Raw genomic sequence first — 21,992 nt, 5'->3', positions numbered from 1 at the left:
CCGCTTTTACAAGGACGGCGTGATCGTGGGCTTCAAGGTCATCGACGACTTCAAGGCCATGCGCGACGCGTGGAAGGCTGGCGAGTGCGACGTGCTTGGCCTGGCCACCACCGACTCGCTGCCGACGGAGATCACGGAGCTCGCGGCGCTTGGTGCCAAGCAGTTCATCCAGACCGACTGGAGCGAGGGCGGCGACGCCATGGTGGTGAAGGCCGGGATCAACTCGGTCTGCGACCTCAAGGGCAAGAAGGTGGCGGTGGCCATCGGTACGCCGAGCCACACCCTCCTCCTGCTGACCTTGGCCACCTGCAACCTTTCCTACACGGACATCCAGGTGGTGGGCGTGGACAACGGCATCGAGGCGGCCAGCCGCTACAAGGCCGGCGCCGCGGATGCGGCAATGGTCTGGGCCCCGGATGACGAGGACTGCGTGAAGAACGTGCTCGGCACCAAGGTGCTGGTCAACACCAAGAAGGCCAACAAGGCCATCGCCGACGTCTTCCTGGCCAAGCAGGATGTGCTTGTCGCGAAGAACGCGGCCTTCAGGAAGTTTACTTGCGGATGGCTCAAGGCGGCGGGCGAGATCAATGCCGTGCCGACGGCCAAGACGCAGGCGGCGCAGATCATCAGCGCGGGTTTCAACCTGAACGACGTGGCCTCGGCCACTCGCATGATCGAGAACGCGCGCATCACCACCTACGGTGACAACCTGCTGTTCTTCGGCCTCAAGACGTCGCCCGGTGCCGTGCGCGGCGAGGAGGTGTACAACAAGATGCACCGCCTCTTCAACCAGATCGGCCTGGCGCCCGACAACATCCCGCTCTGGCGCAACATCGTGGACACGTCCTTCGTGGCGTCGTGCACGGAGCTCGCCGGTCCGCCGGAGAACGCCCCCGAGGAGACCCCGCGCTTCGCGCCTCCCAAGCCCGAAGACGCCAAGGCTCCGGCGTTCTCGTCCCTGGACCTCACGGTCAACTTCGCCTTCAACTCCGCCGACTTGACGGACGGGGGCAAGGAGGCCATCGATGCGTTCTTCATCAACCGTTCCAAGGAGTTCGGAAAAACGCGCATCCTGATCGAGGGCAACACGGACAGCAAGGGTTCGCGGGAGGTGAACCAGAAGCTGTCGTATGATCGCGCACGTTCCGGCGCCAACTACCTGGTCGTCAAGCTGGGTCTGGACCCCAACCGCTTCATCATCGTGGGCAACGGCCCCGACAAGCCGGTGGTGGGTTGCGAGACCAACGCGTCCGAGGATTGTCGCGCCAAGAACCGGCGCACCACGTTCAAGTTCCTGGAGAACTGATGACGGCTTAACGGCCACATCAACCGGGGAGGCGGGATCGTCCTGCCTCCCCATTTTTTTTCACCTCTTAACATCGAAAGGAGGCAAGTGATGGCCTCATATGATCTGCGCGAGGAATTGCCACAGAGGAACGCTCTACTAGTAGAGCTGATAGGCTTCTCCGCAATCATTGGATTGTGGACGCTTATCACTGAAATGGAATGGATACCCGTGGGTATCCTTCCTTCGCCCTTAAAGGTAGGGAGGGCTATCATAGAGATGAACTCCCAAGATGCCCTTATTGCCAATGCCGTGCAGTCCTTGAAGGTCAATGTCTTGGGTTTGCTTGAAGCAGTGATTTTGGGGCTGCCTCTGGGTTTGGCTATTGGCCTTAACAAGTACTTGCGCGCTCTGTGCAAGCGATTCATTGTGGTCATTCGTTTTCTGCCCTTGACCATTTTGATTGGTCTCTTCATCGCTTGGTTCAAGCTGGGTGATTTCATGAAGATTCAGTTCCTGGCTACATCCATCTTCCTTTATCTTTTGCCAGCTGTGTTGCAGCGTGTACGTGAGGTAGAGGACGTATATGTTCAAACCGTTACTACGCTCGGAGCTACCAAGTGGCAGAGTGTGTGGTACGTCTTTTTGCCGGCCGTGGTGTCTCGTTCGTTTGACGACATTATTAACCTGGGTGCTATTTCCTGGACTTACATCGTGGCCGCGGAAATGTCAGACATGTATGGCGGAGGACTGGGAGCTTTGTCTTATTTGGCTGCACGACAATCTCGTGTGGACAAGCTCTTTGGTCTGGTCATCATCATTATCCTGATTGGTTTCCTTTTGGACAAAGTTCAGCTTTATCTGGATAAAACCCTCTTTGCTTACAAGTATGCCAACAAAGAGCATGGGAGGTAATTCATGACAGCCTCTGAAGATCGGAACAATGCCGGAATCAGGTTTGAAAACGATTCCACTTTGCCCGATGTCGTGAGCCTGGTGAATATCTCCCAGACTTACGATGGCGGAGCCCATTACATCATTAAGGATTTAAATCTTTTGGTGGAAGGGCACGCCGAGCGGGGACATTTCACAGTTCTTATGGGAACATCCGGATGCGGAAAGTCCACTCTTCTGCGCTACATCGCTGGTTTGCAAAAGCCGACCAAGGGTGAGGTGTTGTTGCATGGAAAGCCGCTCGAAGGATCTGTTCCTATGGTATTCCAGACCTATTCTTCGTTGCCTTGGCGCACTGTCTTGGAGAATGTGACACTACCTTTGGAAATCAAGGGCATGGGTACCCCTAAGGAGCAGCGCGCGGCAGCAATGGAGATGCTTAGGACCGTGGGTTTGGAAGATCAGTGGCGCAAGTTTGCGCAACATCCGATTTTGTCCGGCGGACAGCTTCAGCGCGTCGCTCTGGCCCGTGCGCTAGTCTCTAATCCAGAGCTCTTGCTCATGGACGAGCCGCATCAAGCCTTGGACGTGAACACTCGTTTCCTGGCCCAGCTCACTGTGTCCAGGTTGAGGGAGAAGCTTAAGTCCACCATTCTTCTGGTGACCCATGATATCCAGGAGGCGGTGTTCCTTGCTGATGATATCTACATCATGGCACCTAATCCCGGACGCATTGTGCAACACATCAAGGTGGATTTACCCTCTCCAAGAGGTCGTGAAATCCGTATGGACAAGAGGTTTGTGGAACTTGTCCAGATGGTGGAACAATCACTCTTTGAGGTAGGGTCGCTTCCGCCTTTGGTACAGCCACCGCAATCGGTTGTCGCTCCGACAGTCGTGATGCCGTCAGCGGCCGTGCCCAATTAGTTCTTTAACCAACCTTAATAGACTCTCTGTAATAGGAGAGTCTTTTTTTATATTTTTTAAAGCTAATTTAAGCTCATTTTAAGACCTTGACAAAAAAGACTAAAAGTGGTAAAGTAGCCAGTCCTGTAAAATAAGCAGGCAAGCTCTTTTAAATTGAAATGATGCAAGTAAAATAAGGGAGGTGCTCATGTCTTCAGAGAATTCCCCAGTTGCTTATGGGACTGTCATTGCAACTTTTGAGAGAGAACAGCCTAAGGGTTTAATCCCGGAAGTTATTGAAACAGACATCTCTTCTGCTCTACAACGTGGAGGTTTTGGCGATTTCTTTCTCTCTATCACAGGGGAGAAAGTTCTAAGAGACGCCAAGCGTGAATCACTAGAAGAATTTCACATTGGTGATGTCTGTCGCTTAAAGCGGCCAAGCCTCGTAAGCTTTGAAATCGTCAATGCCGAGACCATCGTGATTGTTGGTTTTACCAAAGAAGGTAATGTCATCAGTCAGCTTGATGGTAAGGGTGTTATCAATGATTCTCCCAGTGAGCATCGGAAAACCTTTGAAACTCTGTCTTCGTCTTCTAAGGATACCAAGGCAAAAGTTCAAAGTGGTGATGCCAAGGTGGAAATGGAAAAAGTCACCATCGCCGTGGTTGTTTTTGAAGGGCGCGTGTTGGAAATGGTTCTGCCTAAGGATCTGGAAGTTACGCCTGGTGAAACAGTCACGTTGAATATGAAAACACTTAACGTCGTTGGCAGGGCCGTTCTGCAAATGGCCGGCGACATCGCCTTGATACGGCGAGTGATTGATGAGACTACTTCGGAAGTGGAATATCGTAACACTGTCAAGATCGTCTTTAATGGCCGGTTTGGAAAAGAACTGACCAAGGGCGATCGGGTGGTACTGGATGCTTCCGGCGTGGTTGTTATCAACAACTTGGGTAAGGATGATGATCGCTTCTCCCTGGGCGTGAAGCTTGGGATAAAATGGAGCGACATCGGTGGTCTGGAAGAAGCCAAACAGCAGATGATTGAGACAGTGGAATTGCCACATCGCTTTCCTCATCTGTTTGGTCTTTATGGACAGAAGAGAGTCAAGGGGATTTTGCTGTTTGGGCCTCCGGGCTGTGGCAAGACTCTTCTTGGTAAGGCCGTGGCGACGGCTCTCTCTGACATCTATGGTGGCGATAAGGCCTCTGAAGGCTTTATCTACATCAAGGGACCGGAAGTGTTGGAAAAGTTCGTGGGTGTGGCCGAAGCCAATGTGCGGCAGATCTTTGATCGCGCACGCAAGCACATGGCTACTCACGGCTATCCGGCTGTCATCTTCATTGATGAAGCTGAGGCACTTCTTTCCAAGCGTGATTCCGGAGTGAGTTCTGACGTGGGGCGCACAGTTGTGCCCGCGTTCTTAAACGAAATGGACGGTCTGGAAGATTCGGGAGCCGTGGTAATTCTGGCAACCAATCGTCCGGATCTGCTTGATAGTGCGGTTGTGCGTGGTGAACGCATTGACCTCAAGATCAAGGTGACGCGTCCTACGCCTGCGTCCACCAAGGAAATCTTCCGGCTGAATTTCAAGCACATGCGTCTGGCAGAGGGCTTGATCGTGGAAGGCTTGGCCGAACTTGGTAGCACGGAGATTTTCTCTGCTGCGCGCATACTTTACGAGATTCGTAAGCGTGATACCACTGTTGTCAACTTCACCTTGAAGGATATTCTAAACGGTGGTATGATCGCGAATGTCGTGAAGGTGGCGACAGCTTTGGCCCTGCGGCGTGACATCGCTAAGATGAACGCAGCTGGGGTCAAGGATGATGAGGCAGAGAAGTTTGTGAGTGGTCTTACCAAGGAGGACTTGGTCTCTGCGATTGATATTGTGCAGAATCAAACCCGCGATTTGGATTTCGTTGATGACCTCAAGGAGTTTGTCCACGATTTCCAGAAAGAGGTGGTTAGTGTCGAAAAACTTCGACAGGGACGAGGTTAGATGGCAGAGGCGCGTGGCCTGGCATCTAAAGAAATCAAGTAGGAGGGTTTCATGGACAGGAAGACGTTGGTTCTGTTCATCGTGGTCGCAATGGTGCTCCTGGTGCTGGCCGTGTCCTTCATCATCAACGTGTTGGAGATGATCGCCCCCGTCATCGGGATCGCGATCATCCTCTACTTCGCCATCCCGTACTTGTGGAGGCAGCTCTTCCCCAAGGGGCCCCGGCAGCAGTAATGGTGCAATTTCCCATCCGGAGAAAGATCTTCGGAATGGGAATCCCAACATCAGGACAGGAGGTTTTCATGAGCACATTCATCAGAGTGCTGGTTGCGGCAGTGGTGTTCGGTTACTTCTCCACCCTTGCCAAGGCGGCCGAGGCGAAGGGTGCCACGACCACCGGATTCCTGGAGACCCAAGTGCAGCTGGACAAGGACGCTGATCGTCCGGTGCCCATCCTGGATGTTGCGCTCATCCACAACTTCCAGGGCGGTTGGGGTCTGCAGGGGTTCTTTCTGGTGACCGACGCGTGGGCGCAGGGTTACATCGGCCCCAACTACAAGCCGGTGGACTGGTTTTTGATAGGTCTGTACGTGGGTGCCGAGCAGGGTCTCACGGGCAAGCTTCAGGCTCGCTACTCCACCTGGTTGTGGCTGGGATGGGATATCTACTCCCTCTCTGGCGCGGTGGAGTTGAACAACGCCGTTTTTCAGGGAGACAAGGCGGGCGTCTGGTATGACGTCGTGGGAAAGCTCAATCCCTCTTCCTGGCTTGGCGCCGGCCTGCGGATGCGCCGCTTCATCGGCTTTGGCCCTTACGCGGAGTTCAGCTTCGCGGCGCTAGGAGTGCCGCTGACCCTCTGGCTGAATTACACGCCGGTGGATCAGGAGGGCCTGGCGGGTTATGTCCATAAGGCCCGCGGCCTCCTTGGTCTTTCGGCCAACTTCTAACCTAAGTTTCTTAAACAACACCCGGCAACCTTGAATAATAGCTTAACTGCTGTTTCTCGTAGGTTGCCGGTTTTTTTATTGCCAAAAGGTCCTATTTTTGATATTCTTTATCCTATCAACCATGTCCAAATTTAAGCTTAAAATTTTGCTCCAAATGTACAAAGGGCTCATGGTCGTTAAGCGCGGCCTGATCTCTTTTTTTATTTTTATTTTTAAAGTTTTTTTGGAAAAATTGGGTAAAGGTTTGGCCAAGATTCTCATTTTTCCTTTTTATAAATTATACTTGCGTTACTATCTAAAAGGCGGTTATTATCTGCAATTATTTTTTAATAAAAAAGTTTTTTACGCTTTGATTTTATTTTTAAGTTTGTTTTTGGTGGCCAGTGAAAGTCAAACTTATGGCACTAACAAATATATTGGCGGTCGCGAGAGTTTGTTGTTTCAATCTTTGGGGCCGGGCGAGGAAGGGGATTTTTTGGAGGAAGAATTAAATGTGAATATTCCCACTGTTACCTTTCAACAAAAAGCAGGTCTTAGTTCCGGATTGGCCTTGGGGCAAGAGACTATTGCGCCGACCAGCGAAATTATTGGGTTTAATCAAAATTTGAGTGGTGTTTATTCTTCACCTATTTTACCCGGAGTGAGTTTAGAAGGAAGCCGCAGAGAAATTGTTAAATATGTTGTGCAGTCAGGTGATAATATTCCCAGTATTGCTCAAAGATTTCAAATTAGCGCTGAAACAATTTATGCGGAAAATAAATTGAATTCACGAAGCATAATCAGGCCGGGGGATGTCTTAACTATTTTGCCCGTTTCCGGAGTCAGTCATACAATTAAAAAAGGCGACACCATTCAAAAAATTGCCGCTACTTACAAAGTTGATGGACAAAAGATTTTAGATTTTAACGCTTTGGGCGAAGGATCTTTGCCTGTGGGTGAAAAAATAATCATTCCCGAAGGCCGATTACCTGCCGCTCCTGTGTTTTTCAAGCCGGCTTCCCAACCGGCGCAAACTTCTACTGCCAAGCCTTCATCTTTGCGCGGAGCCGGTTCCGGCATGCTGTGGCCCACTACCGCGCGTCGCATTACTCAATATTTCAGTTGGCGCCATAATGGCATTGACATTGGTATTTCTATTGGTACCCCAATTTACGCTTCTGATGACGGTGTGATAGAAAAATCCGGTTGGAATACCGGCGGTTATGGCTATATGATTTTGATCAATCACGGCAATGGTATTAAAACCCGCTATGGGCATAATAGCAAATTGTTTGTTTCTGCCGGGGAAGACGTGCGTAAAGGCGATGTTATTGCTTTAAGCGGTTCCACCGGTCGCTCTACCGGTCCTCATTTGCATTTTGAGGTAATTGTGGGAGGTGTCAGGGTTAATCCATTTTTGTATGTGAAGTAATCGTACAGCCAAAAAGTATTGAATCATTGACAAGGCGGTTCTTTTTTTATTCAGCTTTCATTCTATATTGCAAAGCCTCGGCCAAGTGTTCAGTTTTGATTTGTTGCGAATTCGCCAAATCGGCAATAGTCCTGCCTACTTTTATCACGCGATAATAAGCGCGTGGTGAAAGATGCCAATTAGTAACGGCTAAACGCAAAATATCTTTTTCTTTTTCTCCCAAAGGGCAAAACTTTTTTATTTCTTCACTGCCCATTTCGGCATTGGTAAAATTTTTTGTATTGGCAAGTCTTTGGGCTTGTATCTGACGGGCTTTTTCCACTCGTTCTCTAATTTGGGTTGATAATTCTGCCTCTGATTCGCTTTCTAACTCGGAAAATTTTAATCTGGGTACTTCCACGTGCAGATCTATCCGGTCTAAGAGCGGTCCGGAAATCTTTTTTTGATACTTATGAATCTGTAGTGGCGTGCAGGAACAAATTTTTTCGTTATCGCCAAAGTAACCGCAAGGGCAAGGATTCTGCGCGGCTACCAGCATAAAACGGGCGGGAAAAACGCAAGTGCCGCTGGCGCGAGAAACTGTAATTGTTCCATCTTCTAAAGGCTGGCGCAGATTTTCTAAAACCTGGCGGGAGAATTCGGGAAATTCATCTAAAAATAAAACGCCGCGGTGAGCTAAAGTAATTTCTCCGGGTCGCGGAATTTTTCCTCCGCCCACCAAAGCTGTTCCCGAAGCCGTGTGGTGCGGGCTCCTAAACGGCCTTTCCACAATCAGCGGTTTTTGCGGCGTGAGTAATCCGGCTACAGAGTAAATTTTGGTGGCCTCCAAAGCTTCGGCCAAATCCATTCGGGGCAAAATCGTTATTAAAGTTTTAGCCAGCAGTGTTTTGCCAGAACCCGGCGGCCCGGAAAGCAAAATGTTGTGGCCGCCGGAAGCCGCAATTTCCAAAGCTCGTTTGGCAAAATTTTGGCCTTTGACATTGTTCATATCTAATCCCGGCCAAATAGTTTCTCGGTTATAATTAGAAAAATCTTGACTGTTTAAAGCAGTAATTTTTTCTTCTTCTAAAAGATGTTTAATTAATTGTCCTAAATTTTTTACCGGCACAATTTCCAGGCCTTCAATCAACCTGGCTTCGGCAGTATTTTCTTCCGGCAAAAATAATTTTTTCAAGCCCGCTTCTTTCATAAAAATGGCAATTGGTAAAACACCGTTAACCTTGCGCAAGGTACCGTCCAGTGCCAATTCGCCGATAAAAACAGAATCTTTATAATTTAAATCTTTGCCTAAATGCCCCAGGGCAATAGAAACAGCCATGGGCAAATCATAACGCGGCCCTTCTTTGGGTATGTCGGCCGGCGCCAAATTGACGGTAATTTTTTGCGTGGAGGGAAAAACCAGTACGGAATTTTTAATGGCCGCGCGAATTCTTTCTTTGGCTTCTTGTACAGAGGTATCGGGCAGGCCCACAATATTAAAAGAAGGGAAACCGCCGGATAAATCGGTTTCCACCTCTATCAAGGAACATTTAAGGCCGGTAAGGGCCACGGATCTAACGCGTGAAAGCATACCTCCTTAAATTTTCTTTTGCTTATGCCGGTATAGTTTAATGATAAGTAAAATTAGGCCGCTAAAAATTAACAAATCGGCCAGATTAAAATAGGAGACGGGAAAGAGATAAAAATAATCTACCACATAACCGTAAGAAATTCTGTCAAAAAGATTACTGATGGCGCCCAGGATAATTAATGTAATTGGAAAAAAGAAGCAGGGTTTTTGCCAAACAAAAAACAGCAATCCCATTAAAATTAAAATAGAAAAAATAACGATGACTGATTGGGGAAATTTAATACTAAAAGCCAAAGCGGAGTTTTTAAAAAAATAAAAAGCAAAGATTCTGGGAATAATAAAAAAACCCTCCGCATCGCGTAGAGCAATTTGTTTTAAAATAATGTCAGCTAGAAAAAGGAAAATTAAATAAAAATATTTTTTCATCAAGATAGGGTTCTATCCGTTATGGCGCATCAGATAACCGGCCTTTGTATTATAACGTATTAGCCCCTTGCTTTCTAGGTAAAGATTTGGTAAAAAGCAAGTTAAACTTCTTGAGTCAAAAGTTTTTTACAGGAAACGCAAGAGGTGGAAGATGGTCTGGCCAACAATCTTTTTTCGGGAATTGGTTTCCCGCAATATTTGCAAATGCCGTAAGTGCCATCTTTAACTTTTTTTAAAGCGCTGTTAACATCCTGCAGATCTTTTTCCACAGTTTTTTCCAGGGCTAAATAATCCGAATAGGTGGAAACCTCTTGAATGTTTTCATCTTCCTCGTCTCCATATTGAGGAAATTTGGCATCAAAATCTTCCGCATTGTGAATGTTGCGTTTGGTGAATCTGGCCAACTCGTTTTCTAATCTCTTTTTTTCTTTAAGAAGCAGGCCTTCAAAATTTTTTAGTGTTTTTTTGTCCATAACTTTAACTTGAGCTAAATTATGCACTAATTATAAAACAACGGGATGGAGAAGTCAATATATTGACAATTAAATTTTGGTTACCGTCCTTATAAGGCTAATCCCAAAGGCGATTTTTAATTTTTGGTTTGTTTGTATAGACTAGTCTAATCTTTTTTCTGCTGTTTCCCAATCAATAGCTTTAAAAAATGCTTCAATATAATCAGCGCGTTTAAGGCCGTAATCCAACATAAAAGCATGTTCAAATACATCCATTACCAATAAAGGGTTGGCACCAGCAAGATGTCCCGTGTCATGTTCGTTGACCCAAGTGTTAAAAAGATGGTCGGAAACTGGATCTTGGTACAAAATTACCCAGCCAATACCACGCATGGCGCCAGTGGTCTTAAAATCCTTTTCCCAGCTTGAAAAGTCCCCAAATTCAGCAACTATTTTTTGGTTTAAGGCAGAATTGGCTGAAAAATTAGATTCACCATTTTTAAGATTATCAAAATAAAGCTCGTGCAGGCGCAGTCCATTAAATTCCCAGCCAAATCGGCGTTTTAGCTCGGCAAATTCGGGCGTGTTTGTTTTTTGGCTTTGAGACAATAGAGCTAATTCTTCCAGTATTTTATTTGTATTGGTGTTGTAGCCCTGATACAGGGTAAAGTGATTTTTAAGTAAAATATCGCTAAATCCTGGTGTCCCCAGTAAGGATTCAAAGTTTTTAGGTTCAAACATAAAAAATATTGGTTAATTTTTAAAAGACTAAACTATAAGTAATTTTACCAATAAAAAGATCTTTTTAAAAATAGAAAAAACCCTTAAAACGCCAAAAGGGGCATACTTAAAGCCCAATTATTTGTTTATTTGAAGGCAAGTAGCCCCTAAAATCCTGTGGGGGAACTTGAGCGGCCGATAAATCGGCCAAACAAATATCCTAATCCCAGGACTGGGTTGCTCTTCTTAGACCCTACTTTTGGCTTATGCCAGTTCAAAAATCATTCATAATCGTGGCTTAAAGCCGTTGTTTACCCCAAAATGGGCAAACAAGAGAGTGAAAGAAGCAAAGATGTATGCAGTAACGCTCATGCACACGTCTTTTAATTGTCCAAAGAACTATTTCTAACTACTTATATAATAATTATACCCCTTTTTTATGGTTTTGTCAACAAGCAAGGTGCAAAAGTAAAAATTTTATTTAAATTTACAAAAGAAAACGTTTTAAAAATAAAAAAATCTTGAAAAATTTGTCTACACTAATCTATACAAATCTGGGGATAAAGTAGGGTTTATGAGCAAGTTATCCACAGGGCGGTTAGCTTAAAAGTGGATTTATTGGTTAATATCTCGTCGGTTCGGTTTGTATACACTAGTCTATACAAACGGAAAGTAGTGTTTTGTGGTGATTATTGATTTTTTCAGAGTTTTTTAGTAAGGTTAACTAAATTGCCAAGTGGCAATACCGTGCCTGTCCGGTAGACAGGTTGTTCTTTGCCAATTAAGCTAAAGAACTTACCAAGGTTTTGCTTTAAGAAAGCAGAGTTGCGGCAAGTTGTGGGCTGTTGGCGGAGGGGGGTGTTATGCTGAGTGCACAAGAGGTGCTGGCCTTGATGGAAGAAGTGAGTGTGAGGTTAAATCGAGGACAAGACCCCGAGCAATTTGCTCAGGATTTAAGGGAATTCCTCCGAAATCCTGCTTTATGGCGTGAGTCAAAAAGATACCTGGTAAGTCAGGCAATGGAGCTTTTAGGTACGGCGGAAGTTTTAGGAAATTCCTCCCATATGGAAGATATTTATAGTGCGATGGGAAGAATAAGTAGTTCTGATTTTAGACAGGCTCTATGTTATTGGATGCAAGGCGTCTACTTCACCATGGGCATTCAGTGCGAGGTCCCTCTGCCCCCTGCTCTTACTTCTAGACAGAAAAAATCTTTGAAGAAGTATGGTTTGCGCCTGTTTTATATCCCAGCTATCACGGAAGCTGAGTACCCTGAAAGCTTCATCAAGCCGGATTGGGGCAAGCTTCTGACCGTTTCTAGCATTGAGAGCAAGCCTTTGCTTGGCCGTTGGGTGGTAATAGAGACCATCCCCAAGCCTAGCTGGGATGACCCAGTTGGTTATACTAATGACACCCTGGCTCAGGCTCTAAAGTTGGTTAAGCGTTTCGCCGTAAGTTGGGATGATTTATACAACGAAGATGGTTTTCTGACTAAGATCGCCAAGATCACCGGCCTTCCCAAACACTCCACCCGTCTGCCTACGGCAGAAGAGTGGAACTTCCTGGGTAATCTCTTCCTCTGGCTCAACGCCAACCGTAAAGAAAACCTCCCTGATTTTGGCTCTACCAGTTCCTGGGAGTGGACTGAGAATCTTTACGACTTCGACAATCGTGTGGTTGTGGGCAGCCGTGAGGACGGTGGACTGGCAGATGTTGACGACAACTGGCACAACAGCCACAACGACAGCATCGCTTTCCGCGTTCTGGCAGTTCTTTAATTAGTCTTTGAACCCCCTCCCCCCGCCTAGGTTAACTCCGGCGGGTTTTTTAATACAAAAGCCGCTCTTGTGTAAAAAAGCGGCTTTAATAATTTCTGGTTTCCCAATCAAGTTGGGAAAGACAGTCAACTATCTTCTTGGTCCATGACCGCCATGGCTACTGTGTCCGCCACGGCCGCCACGTGAGTCATCACGGCGAGGTGGGCGAGAAGTACGCGGCCTGTCAAAACTTGGTGCACGCTCTTCGTAGTCTTCTGGCTTAGGTAGCAATTCCTTCATGGTCAAATTCAATCGGCCCATATCATCAATTTCTTTTACTTTTACTTTTACTATATCACCAACCTTCACCGCATCTTCTACTTTTTCTGTGCGACTCCAAGCCATTTCCGAAATATGTACCAAACCTTCTTTGCCTGGTAAAACTTCCACAAAGGCGCCAAAATCCATTAGGCGAGTCACTTTGCCTTCAAAAATTTCACCGGCCACAGGTACTCGTATAATGTCTTTTACCATTTGTTCGGCTTTTTCCAAGGCTTCTTTATTTACCGCGGTAATAGAAACCGTACCGTCTTGTTCAATATCAATTTCTACTCCGGTAGCTTCAATAATTCCATTGATGACTTTGCCGCCGGGACCAATGACTTCGCGAATTTTGTCAACATCAATTTTAAAGGCAATAATGCGCGGAGCAAAAGGAGATAGTTCGGTGCGAGGAGCGGGGATGGCCGCGTTCATGATTTCCAATATTTGCATTCTGGCTTCACGGGCGCGCATTACAGTTTCTTTAACCAAGTCGGAATTTAAGCCTGCGGTTTTGGTGTCTAATTGAATAGCAGTAATGCCTTCGGTAGTGCCGGCTACTTTAAAATCCATACCGCCTTTGCCGTCTTCTAAGTCTTGTAAGTCGGTTAAAATTTTGTAATTGTAACCGCCTTCATTAAAATCAGAAGCCAAGCCCATAGCAATGCCGGCCACGTGGCGTTTGATAGGAACTCCGGCATCCATTAAGGAAAGGGATGAGCCGCAGGTGGAACCCATGGAAGAAGATCCGTTGGATCCCAAGACTTCGGAAACTACGCGGATAGTGTAAGGGAATTCTTCTTTGGTGGGAAGAACCGGAAGTAAGGCTTTTTCAGCCAAAGCGCCGTGACCAATTTCACGGCGGCCGGGTCCGCGCATCGGACCAACTTCGCCTACGCTAAAAGGAGGGAAGTTATAATGATGCATATAGCGTTTTTTAGAAGTGCCTTCCACGCCTTCCAATGTTTGCACGGCGGCCGGCGAACCTAAAGTAACCGCACTTAATATCTGCGTCTCACCGCGAGAGAACAAAGCCGAGCCGTGAGTGCGAGGCAGTACCGCCACTTCAGAGGTAAGCGAACGAATTTCTATTAAGGCACGGCCGTCCACGCGTTTGCCTTCTTTAATAATTCTTGCGGTGATGAATTCTTCTACCAATAATTTATAATTATCAAAAATAAATTTGCGTCTATCCTTGCCAATGTTTTGTTCTTGTAAATGATTTTCCAAGTCTTTGGCCAGGCTGGCAAAAGCTTCTAATCTTTCGGCTTTGACTTTTAATTCTTTGGCAAAAAAGTAATGAGCTACATTTTGGGCAATGAAAGTTCTGGCCGAATCCAGTAGTTGGTTCTCATCATTAGGAGTTGTTTCTTCGCTCACGTCCATATCTTGAGCTAAAACAATTTTTTCTTTACCTACCTTGGTCTGTGCTTCTTTAATCAAATCCATAATATCGCGCAAATGTTTTTGGCCAAAAGAAATAGCCTCTAAAATGGTTTCTTCCGGCACTTCATTGGCACCAGCTTCTAGCATTATTACTTTTTCCGGCGTGCCGGCCACTACTATATCTAAAGTGCTTTTTTGACGCGCTTCGTAAGTGGGGTTTAAAACCCACTCGCCTTCAATTTGTCCAACGCGGATGCCGCCGATAGGGCCTTTCCAAGGAATGTTGGACATAGCTAAAGCACCGGAAGCGGCGATTAAACCTAAAACATCCGGATCGTTTTCTCCGTCAAAAGATAGGATTGTCACTACTACCTGTACTTCGTTGCGCATGGTTTCATTAAAGAGAGGGCGAATGGCTCTATCAATCATACGGCCGGATAAAACAGCCTCGTCAGAAGCGCGGCCTTCACGTTTGATAAAACGAGAACCTTTAATAATGCCGGCGGCGTACAAACGCTCTTCAAATTCCACCATCAAAGGGAAGTAGTCTACGCCTTCGCGCGGTTTCTGGCTCATTACGGCGGTAGCTAAAACAACGGTGTCCCCATATTGCACGGTGCAGGAACCGTTGGTTTGATTGGTGAATTTACCAACCTCTAGGGTAAGATCTTTGCCTCCCCAAGTTTTTGAGAATTTTTGGACCATAAAATTTTTGGGCGCCGCCGCATTTTTTTGGCAACTACCCGTTAACTGGTCCAAAGGCTGAAGACCTAAAAGGTCTCTGTGTCTTTGGATCAGCGAATTAATTAATTTTTAACTTTTTTTAAAACTTTTAAAAGTTCTTTTTTTCTCCGGCACTCTATCCATGATTAAAAATCTTTTTTTATCAGCGGATAAATCTAAAAATCCATCAGCCGTTTCTATCAGTTTGGAAGAAGTGGTTTCTTTAAAAGCTAAAACTTCTACTTGCTTGCCCTGGTTTTGCAGATAGGTGACTAACTGCTGGTAATCTCCGTCGCCGGAAACTAAAATTAAAGCATCCAAACTTGGAGAAAGACGAATCATATCCACGGTGATGCCCACGTCCCAATCAGCTTTTTTTGCTCCGCCAAAAAATATCTGCAAATCTCTTTCTTTAGTTTCAATTCCCAAATTGGTTAGCGCGGCAAAAAATGGTTTTTCTTCACCGGTGGGGGTTTTAACCACGTAAGCGATGGCGCGAATGAGTTTGCGATTATCCACGCCGGCTTTAACAATTTCGCCAAAATTAACTTTGGCATTAAATAAGTTTTTAGCGCTGTAATAAAGATTTTGCACATCAATAAAGATGCCAACGCGCTGATCTGGATGTTTTATCATATTTTTAGGCTCACATTAAGCCAAAAGACGCGTAAAAACGCGCCTTGAGGAAATTATTTTGCTGTTTCTGCGGCCGGAATTTCTATGTCTTCTTCTATGGGTTTTTCCTCCACAGCCGCTTTTTTTAATTTTAATTTGACGATGATTTCGTTGTAGCTTTTGGGATTTTCGCGGGAGAGATATTTTAACAGTCTGCGTCTTTCATTAACTTTGCGAAGCAAGCCGCGACGAGACGAATTGTCTTTGCGGTGATCTTTTAAGTGTTTAGAAAGTTCAGCGATTTCCTCTGTAAGAATGGCGATTTGCACCTCGGTAGAGCCGGTATCATTTTCGTGAGTTTTATACTTTTCAATGATGCGTAGCTTTGCTTTTTTGTCTAACATAGATTAGGCATTAAATTTACCAAGCCGCGGCAACGCCTGCCTCCTTGTGGAGGATTGCCGGGTTCGGATCCCTTTATTAGGGAATGTTTTAATAAAAATATTATAGCACCAAGAGGTAATTTTGTCAAGTTTTTGGGCTTACTAAAGGGGAAAAATATAAAAAAGCCATCGGGGTTAAATCCGATGGCGTTAGGAAGTTTTTTCTAAAATGATTTTTTCGTACTGCGGTCCGTTAGCAATCAAGGTAATAATGGTCTCTTGGCGTAAACGCTGCCAAAAGTTACTGGAGCCGCCTTGGGCAACTCTTTTTACCATAGCTTCTTTGTCTGGAGACCGCCAGTTTCTTTCTCCAGTTTCCGTCTGCCAGTGAAGGCAAAGCTCGTCTATCAGTTCTGGCAAAAGAGGCATAGAAGATAAGATTTGGTCCGGATCCAAAACTAGGATCAAAGATTCCGCTTCGTCTGTTTCCATCGCTTCCGTCCAGCTGACCTTGGCCAGAAATCTGGAAATAGTAGCTGGTGAGGCTGATTTGGCAATAGCTTCCATCAACCTGTGGGCGTAGCTTTGGCGCGAAGTAACAGGGGCAGGCATTTTTTTAGCCTGCTTTCTCTCAGAGCCAAAGATAATCTGTTCCAAGCTACTTTTATCTACATCCAAGTGGATGTTAGTTAACCAAAAGCCCAGCGGTCGCTGTTTGCCTTTGACTGTCGGCGGATGCAGAATTATCTCCAAGGCTTTATGCCACATCTCTTCTAGCTTACGCCGTTCAATTTCATTGGGTTTAAAAGGAAGATTTGCCGTGTCCAGATAATCTAGGAAGCAGTTGGTACTGGTTTCGGCAAAGTACGCGCCGCGAGAAACCCTTAAGGAGCTTTCTACATAATTTAATATGTGGGATGGCAAAATTGTGGTCATGGTAAGTTCGTGACTGCGATTGACGCGCTTGTCACGAATTGTTCTTCCAACAGCTACATTGCTCCCCCCGCAGACAAAGGAGGCGGCCATAGTCATGAGCAGAGTTTCCGAAGTCCAGACCAGATGGTGGCCTCCAAAAGAGTCGCCGTATTCCAAGTTTCCTTCCTTTTTAAGTTGGGTCCAGGGTAAAAAAGACCGGCTTACTTGCCATTCTAAATAAAGATCATCTACCATTGCCTTCCAAGTGTTAAGGTCGGCTAAAGTTTTAATTTTTTTTATAACATTGGACAAGTTAGGTCTTTTATTTATTTTTCTTTTTTGCAAACCGGTGGCCACTTGCTCTGTTTGAAAAAGCAAGAGTTCTCTGGCTGCCGGATGGTTGGTGCTGACAGGAATGATCTCTACACTATAGCCAAAAGAGGTGATAGCTCTTTTAACCGCCGCCGCTACTTCACCAATTTGGGTGGCAGTTTTTTTAATTTCCTCCATGATTTCGGCAATCAAAGAGGTTGTTTTTTCTTGGTTTAATATTTCTACGGCCAAGGTTGTATTTCCTTGGCTCTTTTTTTCCACAGCTACGGAAAGAAAAGAAAAAAGAATTTCCACGGCTTCCAGAGAATTTCCAATATCCAAAGGATTGATTTTCAAAAAGTGGCACAAGCTTGGATACAGGATAGCTATTTCTTGTTGGATTTTTTCGCGGCGCTCTTTAGATAGAGTTTCGTTTTCAATACCATGTTGTATGACTTTGTCAAGGAACTGTGCCCCTTCTTGGGGCCTTATGACTAACTCGCTCATGGTCCCCTCCTAGGGTTGGTTAAAGGATCTGTTCAGATTGTCCAAAAAATAGATTTTTCGTCCGTCAACCGGCGGATTCAGAACGCCTCTTTAGACAGTCTGGTCAAGTCCTTAGAAGAAAAGGGCGGCAGATGTAAGTTAATACAGCTACCGCCCGGTGTTACTTTTTCAAAGAGTCACTTACTTAAAATAAGTCTCGGCTTCCCGATCAGCCAAGTAATTTTCAATCTTTTGCTCAAGATTAAAGAGAAGAGAGGATGCCTCCTCGTCTCCACCCCGGGCCAAAAGCTTGATAGGCCGCAGGATATCGTTGCGATCAAGATGATATTGCCCGTCGGGCAACTGGACAGGATAAGAAGTGTCGTTGCTGAAGAACTCCAGAATTCCGCGACCGGAAGATTCCATGATGAGAGTCCAGGTGAGGTATAAGAGCCTGGTGGCCGAGGGATGTCCGTCCAGAAGATTGGTCTTGGTGTCCTTTACATACAACTCGGCTACAAGTTCTGCCGTGAGCCTTTCAGCCACAGCCGAACTGTCAGCGGCATTGCCACGGACAATGGCCAGTACCAACTCCGTGTCGCCGTTTTCAATCATGTCAGTAATGACAAGATGGCAATCTGTTAGGGGCAGAGATTCAATCACGCGACCGATTTTACGGCCCTGCTCCATGGCCTTGTCAGAGGCCGAACTCGGATCAACTCCTGCCAGAGAAGCGTCATAAACTTGACGCAGTACCAGTGAGCGAGCCTTTTGGGGCAGAGCCAAAAGGCTTTTGGCCGCCTCCTCTGGAGTTCCTGCTCCCGTGAGAGCCAGGTTGATGGCCTTTTGGGCCTCTTCGATGGGTTGGATATTAGCTTGCATGTGACTTTCTCCTCTTGGACATTGTTGCTCTTGATTCCCGCTTGTTTTTCTTCAACTTGGCTGCCAGGCAAAGTGCCTTGACAAGTCGCAACTGATTTTCCAAACCGGCCTGGAAAGCGTCTATGAACAGCTGGCGGACATTGGTGCCCGTCTTGATCCAATCATCCAACTCCTCCAGCAGGACGTTGAAGGTATCATCGTCAACCCCATCATCAACCTTACGGGACAGTTCATATAAACCCTCTTTGCTGATGGTGAAGTCTTCTCCTCCCAAGGAGGCAAAGATGGCGGCCATGTCCGGAATGGACAATTCCTTGAGAAATGCCCAGCCGCTTTTCAGGTAGCCCTGGGCCAGACTCCTGGCTTCATTCAGGGCTTCTTCAAAAGTGAAACCTTCTCCGCCATCGGGAATATGCCGCATCTCATGAAGAACAGATTGTGCTTCATCAAACATTTTGTCCCAGGTCATGTTTCCCTCCATCATCGATCTCCTTCTTTTAGCCCCAGCCTTCTGGCTAGGTAACTCGTAACTGCTCCCGAGGCGCCTTGCCCCAAGGAGGCTTTGGCTTTTTCTCTAAGTTGGCGTCGTTTCTCTTTGGTGTCCACCATTTGGTAGGCTTCAACCAGTTGCTTGTAGTCTTCTTCTTTGGTGGGATCACCAGGATACAAATCCGGATGGCAATGGGCGGCCAATCCCCGGAATGCCCGTTTGACATCATCGTCACCAGATGTTTCCGACACACCTAAAGTCTTGTAAGGATCAAAATCCTCCTTCATTTATAAATTCCTCCTTTTATCCCATTTTAAGGGACCTTTTACTATATAACAAGATGATTAAATTTGTCAAGCCCACCCTTGTTTTATTATTTTTTGGGGATTTTGTCAATCCTTTGGAGTCCCCCTTTAAATTATTATTAGGATAGGTGAAGTTATGGCTAAAGTTGACAAAAAAACTGTTTTGGAGTATAATCATCTTTAATTGAATCAATAATTTAGGTACAATAATAATATAAAATTATATGGGTTTACCTGGGCATCGTCGTACTTCATCTGATAAGCGTCGCCGCGCCGCGCATTTTGCTATTAAACCAAAACAGTTAACTGTCTGCCCCAAATGCAAAAAGCCGGCCAAGCCACATTATGCTTGCTCTTTTTGCGGTACCTATCGTGGCAAAACTATCAAAACAAAATAACCGACTTTAGAGTTAGAAAATTAAATTGTTCTTTGTATGTCTAATAGACATTTGGCTCGTTCCATTGCCATGCAATCCCTTTATCAATGGGATTTTGCCGGACAAAATAAAAAAGGATTGGAAGAATTGGTTTTTTTCAATCTTAAAGAATTTGCCCCTGATTTTGATGATAAGGGTTTTACTTTTGATTTGGTAAGAGGTGTTATTAAAAAAGTGAAGGAGGTGGATAAACTCATAGAAAAATACGCACCCGAATGGCCTATTGGGCAAATTACTTTGGTGGATAGAAACATTTTACGTTTGGGAATTTATGAACTTAAATTTGTAGAAGAAATTCCTTCCAAAGTGGCCATTAATGAAGCAATTGAATTGGCAAAAACTTTTGGGGGTAATGCTTCGGGTAAATTTGTTAATGGTGTGCTAGGTGCAATTTATAGGGATATGGAAAAAACCGGGGAATTAAAAAAGATTGATACAGAAAAGAGAGAAAAAAAGGAAGAAGAAGATAATGTCACGAAGGAAAAGAAAGAATAATTTTTATGAAAGAATTAGAATTGCTAGAAAAAAATATTAAAGTGACTTTTAAAAATAAAGAAATTTTGCGCCAAGCCGTGGTGCATCGTTCTTATTTAAATGAACATCCGGACTTTGCCTCGGGGCATAATGAAAGATTAGAATTTTTAGGTGATGCGGTGTTGGAATTGGTAGTGACGGAATTTCTTTATAACAATTTTGATAATCCCGAAGGTGAATTAACTAATTGGCGCGCCAGTTTAGTTAATGCTAAAATGCTTTCCGGTATTGCTAAAGATTTGGGTATTGAAGATTTTTTATATCTTAGCCGCGGCGAATCTAAAGATAAGGATACTAAGGCCAGACAGTATATTTTGGCCAATGCCATAGAAGCGGTAATCGGAGCTATTTATCAGGATAGAGGCTGGGATGAAGTAAAAAACTTTATTCATCATTTTATTATAATACATTTAGATACAATTTTGGAAAACCAATTATACATTGATCCTAAAAGCCATTTTCAGGAATTGGCTCAGGAAAAATTTGGGGTTACACCAAATTATAAAGTTTTAAAAGAAGAAGGACCGGATCACGCTAAAAATTTTACTGTGGCGGTGTATTTGGAAAAAGAAGAAGTGGCGCTAGGAGAGGGGACCTCTAAGCAAGAGGCGCAAACCGAAGCGGCCAAAGAAGCGATAAAAGTTAAAGGTTGGTAGAAAGACAGTGGGCAGGTGGAAGAGAGCCCCCGTCGTCCAATGGATAGGACAGCAGCCTTCGAAGCTGTTGATGTGGGTTCGATTCCTGCCGGGGGCATTGGAAAATGCGCCGCTAGCTCAGCTGGTTAGAGCAAACGCCTCTTAAGCGTAAGGTCCTGGGTTCGAATCCCAGGCGGCGCACCAAAATCATCGTTTTTAAACGATGATTTTTGTTTTTGGCTACGATTTTTTGTAAAAAGGAATAGGTGAAAACAGGTGAGTGGTTGACAAAAATGTTTATTTTTGATAAACCTAAAATAGATCTTAAACAAATAATAGGCTTAAAGCCTGCAAGGGAGAATAAAAATGGTAAACGATGCAAAGAACGCCGTTTTGCTTGGTGTAAGGTCTGATTTCTTTGAGCCCCCTCCCCCGCTTAAGAGCTTTGTAAATCGCCGGAGAATGCTTTCTTTTCCCGCCATGTCGATTGAGGAAGCAGATGAAATCATTGCCAAAGTACCAGGTGTCGTCTTAGTGATAGTTGATGGCGTCACTCGGAATGAGGATGGAACCAAGTTGGCCTTTGATGTTAAAAAACTGGAAAGACTAATTATCAAATGGCCGGATTTGCGTTTCATCTTCCTGGTTTCACAACTAGGAATTATGGAATTGCCGCCTACGGACAGAGCTAGAATTATTCACGAACCCTTTAATCATAAAACCTTGGCTCTGATGACTCGGCGGTTGATCGGGATCCCCGAGCGTACCTATTACAAGACTTTGGTGCAGTTTAAACGGCTATCCGAGAGTGTTCCCAAGGGTTTGTTTGGTTTTTCCGTCAACATCGAGCCTGCCGGCTTGCTTTTGCAAACAGAAACTATGTTGCAAATTGGGGAGGCCGTAGGTTTGAGTTTCATTCCTCCCAATGGTGGGCGAAATGTTGATGTGAAAGGCATAGTGGTTCGTGAAACGGAATCTTCGGAAAAGGGGACTAAACGGTTTGGCATCAAACTTGGAGGTCTTTCCCCTGCTTTGAAAGAAGCCATTAGTGATTTTTGTTTGCCCAAGAGCCAGCTGTAGTTTTTAACTAGAACGTAGAGCGTGAATTAACTTTTGCGCTCTTTTTCTTTTTTTGTTAGGTAAAATTACTGTAAAATAAGCCTAAAATTGTTCTATCCACAAATTATCCCCACCA

21 protein-coding genes, 2 tRNA genes and 1 pseudogene (1 of these 24 only partly in view) are annotated in these 21,992 nt (G+C 45.4%); 12 read left to right on the top strand and 12 right to left on the bottom strand.

From position 1 onward, the window contains the following. A pseudogene (locus A2294_01325) lies at positions 1 to 1,360 on the bottom strand (hypothetical protein) (it extends 38 nt beyond the left edge of the window). Between the two features lie 36 nt (positions 1,361 to 1,396). On the opposite strand from A2294_01325, the gene A2294_01320 reads away from it, so the two are divergent. The 5 genes from A2294_01320 to A2294_01300 all read left to right on the top strand — a co-directional run bounded on the left by A2294_01320 (position 1,397) and on the right by A2294_01300 (position 7,448). Beyond that, positions 1,397 to 2,200 carry a hypothetical protein gene (locus A2294_01320; protein OGH85387.1) on the top strand — a complete coding sequence of 268 codons (804 nt, stop codon included), beginning with the start codon at positions 1,397 to 1,399 and terminating at the stop codon, positions 2,198 to 2,200. A gap of 3 nt (positions 2,201 to 2,203) precedes the next feature. Further along, a complete protein-coding gene (locus A2294_01315) occupies positions 2,204 to 3,106 on the top strand; it encodes a hypothetical protein (GenBank protein OGH85386.1) in 903 nt (300 codons plus the stop codon). Between the two features lie 187 nt (positions 3,107 to 3,293). Continuing rightward, positions 3,294 to 5,090, top strand: coding sequence for a hypothetical protein (locus A2294_01310; GenBank protein OGH85385.1), 1,797 nt, complete (start codon positions 3,294 to 3,296; stop codon positions 5,088 to 5,090). A gap of 194 nt (positions 5,091 to 5,284) precedes the next feature. Continuing rightward, positions 5,285 to 6,037 (top strand): hypothetical protein, encoded by a 753-nt coding sequence (locus A2294_01305; protein ID OGH85384.1) that lies wholly within the window; start codon positions 5,285 to 5,287, stop codon positions 6,035 to 6,037. 121 nt (positions 6,038 to 6,158) lie between these two features. Beyond that, complete coding sequence (locus tag A2294_01300; GenBank protein ID OGH85383.1) at positions 6,159 to 7,448, top strand: hypothetical protein; 1,290 nt, start codon at positions 6,159 to 6,161, stop codon at positions 7,446 to 7,448. Between the two features lie 46 nt (positions 7,449 to 7,494). Here the strand turns inward: A2294_01300 and A2294_01295 are convergent, their stop codons facing one another. The 4 genes from A2294_01295 to A2294_01280 form a co-directional block, all read right to left on the bottom strand. Beyond that, entirely contained in the window at positions 7,495 to 9,018 is a 1,524-nt protein-coding gene (locus A2294_01295) for a magnesium chelatase (protein OGH85382.1), read from the bottom strand. A gap of 6 nt (positions 9,019 to 9,024) precedes the next feature. Then, positions 9,025 to 9,444, bottom strand: a complete 420-nt coding sequence (locus tag A2294_01290) for a hypothetical protein (GenBank protein OGH85381.1) — start codon at positions 9,442 to 9,444, stop codon at positions 9,025 to 9,027. A gap of 101 nt (positions 9,445 to 9,545) precedes the next feature. Next, positions 9,546 to 9,917 (bottom strand): hypothetical protein, encoded by a 372-nt coding sequence (locus A2294_01285; protein OGH85412.1) that lies wholly within the window; start codon positions 9,915 to 9,917, stop codon positions 9,546 to 9,548. Between the two features lie 141 nt (positions 9,918 to 10,058). Beyond that, positions 10,059 to 10,637: a superoxide dismutase gene (locus A2294_01280; GenBank protein ID OGH85380.1), complete on the bottom strand. Its 579-nt coding sequence runs from the start codon at positions 10,635 to 10,637 to the stop codon at positions 10,059 to 10,061. Positions 10,638 to 11,461: 824 nt separating this feature from the next. Between A2294_01280 and A2294_01275 the strand changes: the two genes are divergently transcribed. After that, positions 11,462 to 12,394, top strand: a complete 933-nt coding sequence (locus A2294_01275; protein OGH85379.1) for a hypothetical protein — start codon at positions 11,462 to 11,464, stop codon at positions 12,392 to 12,394. 129 nt (positions 12,395 to 12,523) lie between these two features. Here the strand turns inward: A2294_01275 and A2294_01270 are convergent, their stop codons facing one another. The 7 genes from A2294_01270 to A2294_01240 form a co-directional block, all read right to left on the bottom strand. Then, positions 12,524 to 14,785: a polyribonucleotide nucleotidyltransferase gene (locus tag A2294_01270; GenBank protein OGH85378.1), complete on the bottom strand. Its 2,262-nt coding sequence runs from the start codon at positions 14,783 to 14,785 to the stop codon at positions 12,524 to 12,526. Between the two features lie 108 nt (positions 14,786 to 14,893). Continuing rightward, positions 14,894 to 15,439, bottom strand: a complete 546-nt coding sequence (locus A2294_01265; GenBank protein OGH85377.1) for a hypothetical protein — start codon at positions 15,437 to 15,439, stop codon at positions 14,894 to 14,896. A 53-nt stretch (positions 15,440 to 15,492) separates the two neighbouring features. Then, positions 15,493 to 15,822: a 30S ribosomal protein S15 gene (locus tag A2294_01260; GenBank protein ID OGH85376.1), complete on the bottom strand. Its 330-nt coding sequence runs from the start codon at positions 15,820 to 15,822 to the stop codon at positions 15,493 to 15,495. Between the two features lie 189 nt (positions 15,823 to 16,011). After that, positions 16,012 to 17,535: a hypothetical protein gene (locus tag A2294_01255; protein ID OGH85375.1), complete on the bottom strand. Its 1,524-nt coding sequence runs from the start codon at positions 17,533 to 17,535 to the stop codon at positions 16,012 to 16,014. Between the two features lie 180 nt (positions 17,536 to 17,715). Further along, complete coding sequence (locus A2294_01250) at positions 17,716 to 18,396, bottom strand: hypothetical protein (protein OGH85374.1); 681 nt, start codon at positions 18,394 to 18,396, stop codon at positions 17,716 to 17,718. Continuing rightward, positions 18,386 to 18,880 (bottom strand): hypothetical protein, encoded by a 495-nt coding sequence (locus tag A2294_01245; protein OGH85373.1) that lies wholly within the window; start codon positions 18,878 to 18,880, stop codon positions 18,386 to 18,388. The genes A2294_01250 and A2294_01245 overlap by 11 nt, the downstream gene beginning before the upstream one ends. Next, positions 18,877 to 19,173, bottom strand: a complete 297-nt coding sequence (locus A2294_01240) for a hypothetical protein (GenBank protein OGH85372.1) — start codon at positions 19,171 to 19,173, stop codon at positions 18,877 to 18,879. The genes A2294_01245 and A2294_01240 overlap by 4 nt, the downstream gene beginning before the upstream one ends. Before the next feature lie 242 nt (positions 19,174 to 19,415). Here A2294_01240 and A2294_01235 point away from each other — a divergent pair, with 242 nt between their 5' ends. The 6 genes from A2294_01235 (at position 19,416) to A2294_01210 (ending at position 21,877) form a co-directional block, all read left to right on the top strand. Further along, positions 19,416 to 19,589 carry a 50S ribosomal protein L32 gene (locus A2294_01235; GenBank protein OGH85371.1) on the top strand — a complete coding sequence of 58 codons (174 nt, stop codon included), beginning with the start codon at positions 19,416 to 19,418 and terminating at the stop codon, positions 19,587 to 19,589. 36 nt (positions 19,590 to 19,625) lie between these two features. After that, entirely contained in the window at positions 19,626 to 20,123 is a 498-nt protein-coding gene (locus A2294_01230; GenBank protein ID OGH85370.1) for a transcription antitermination factor NusB, read from the top strand. Positions 20,124 to 20,128: 5 nt separating this feature from the next. Beyond that, on the top strand, positions 20,129 to 20,818 hold the full coding sequence (locus tag A2294_01225; protein OGH85369.1) for a ribonuclease III: 690 nt from the start codon (positions 20,129 to 20,131) through the stop codon (positions 20,816 to 20,818). Between the two features lie 25 nt (positions 20,819 to 20,843). Continuing rightward, positions 20,844 to 20,915: transfer RNA gene (locus tag A2294_01220), tRNA-Arg, on the top strand. A gap of 9 nt (positions 20,916 to 20,924) precedes the next feature. Further along, a tRNA-Lys gene (locus A2294_01215) sits at positions 20,925 to 21,001 on the top strand. Positions 21,002 to 21,259: 258 nt separating this feature from the next. Continuing rightward, the gene (locus A2294_01210; protein ID OGH85368.1) at positions 21,260 to 21,877 is read left to right on the top strand and encodes a hypothetical protein; all 618 of its coding nucleotides are present in this window, start codon (positions 21,260 to 21,262) and stop codon (positions 21,875 to 21,877) included. The last annotated feature ends 115 nt before the right edge of the window (positions 21,878 to 21,992 follow it).

The organism is Candidatus Magasanikbacteria bacterium RIFOXYB2_FULL_38_10 (genome assembly GCA_001783145.1).
Taxonomy (GTDB): domain Bacteria; phylum Patescibacteriota; class Patescibacteriia; order Magasanikbacterales; family UBA10003; genus GWC2-40-17.
The sequence above is the reverse complement of the archived record's forward strand: the minus strand, read 5'-3'. Positions and strand labels throughout refer to the sequence as shown.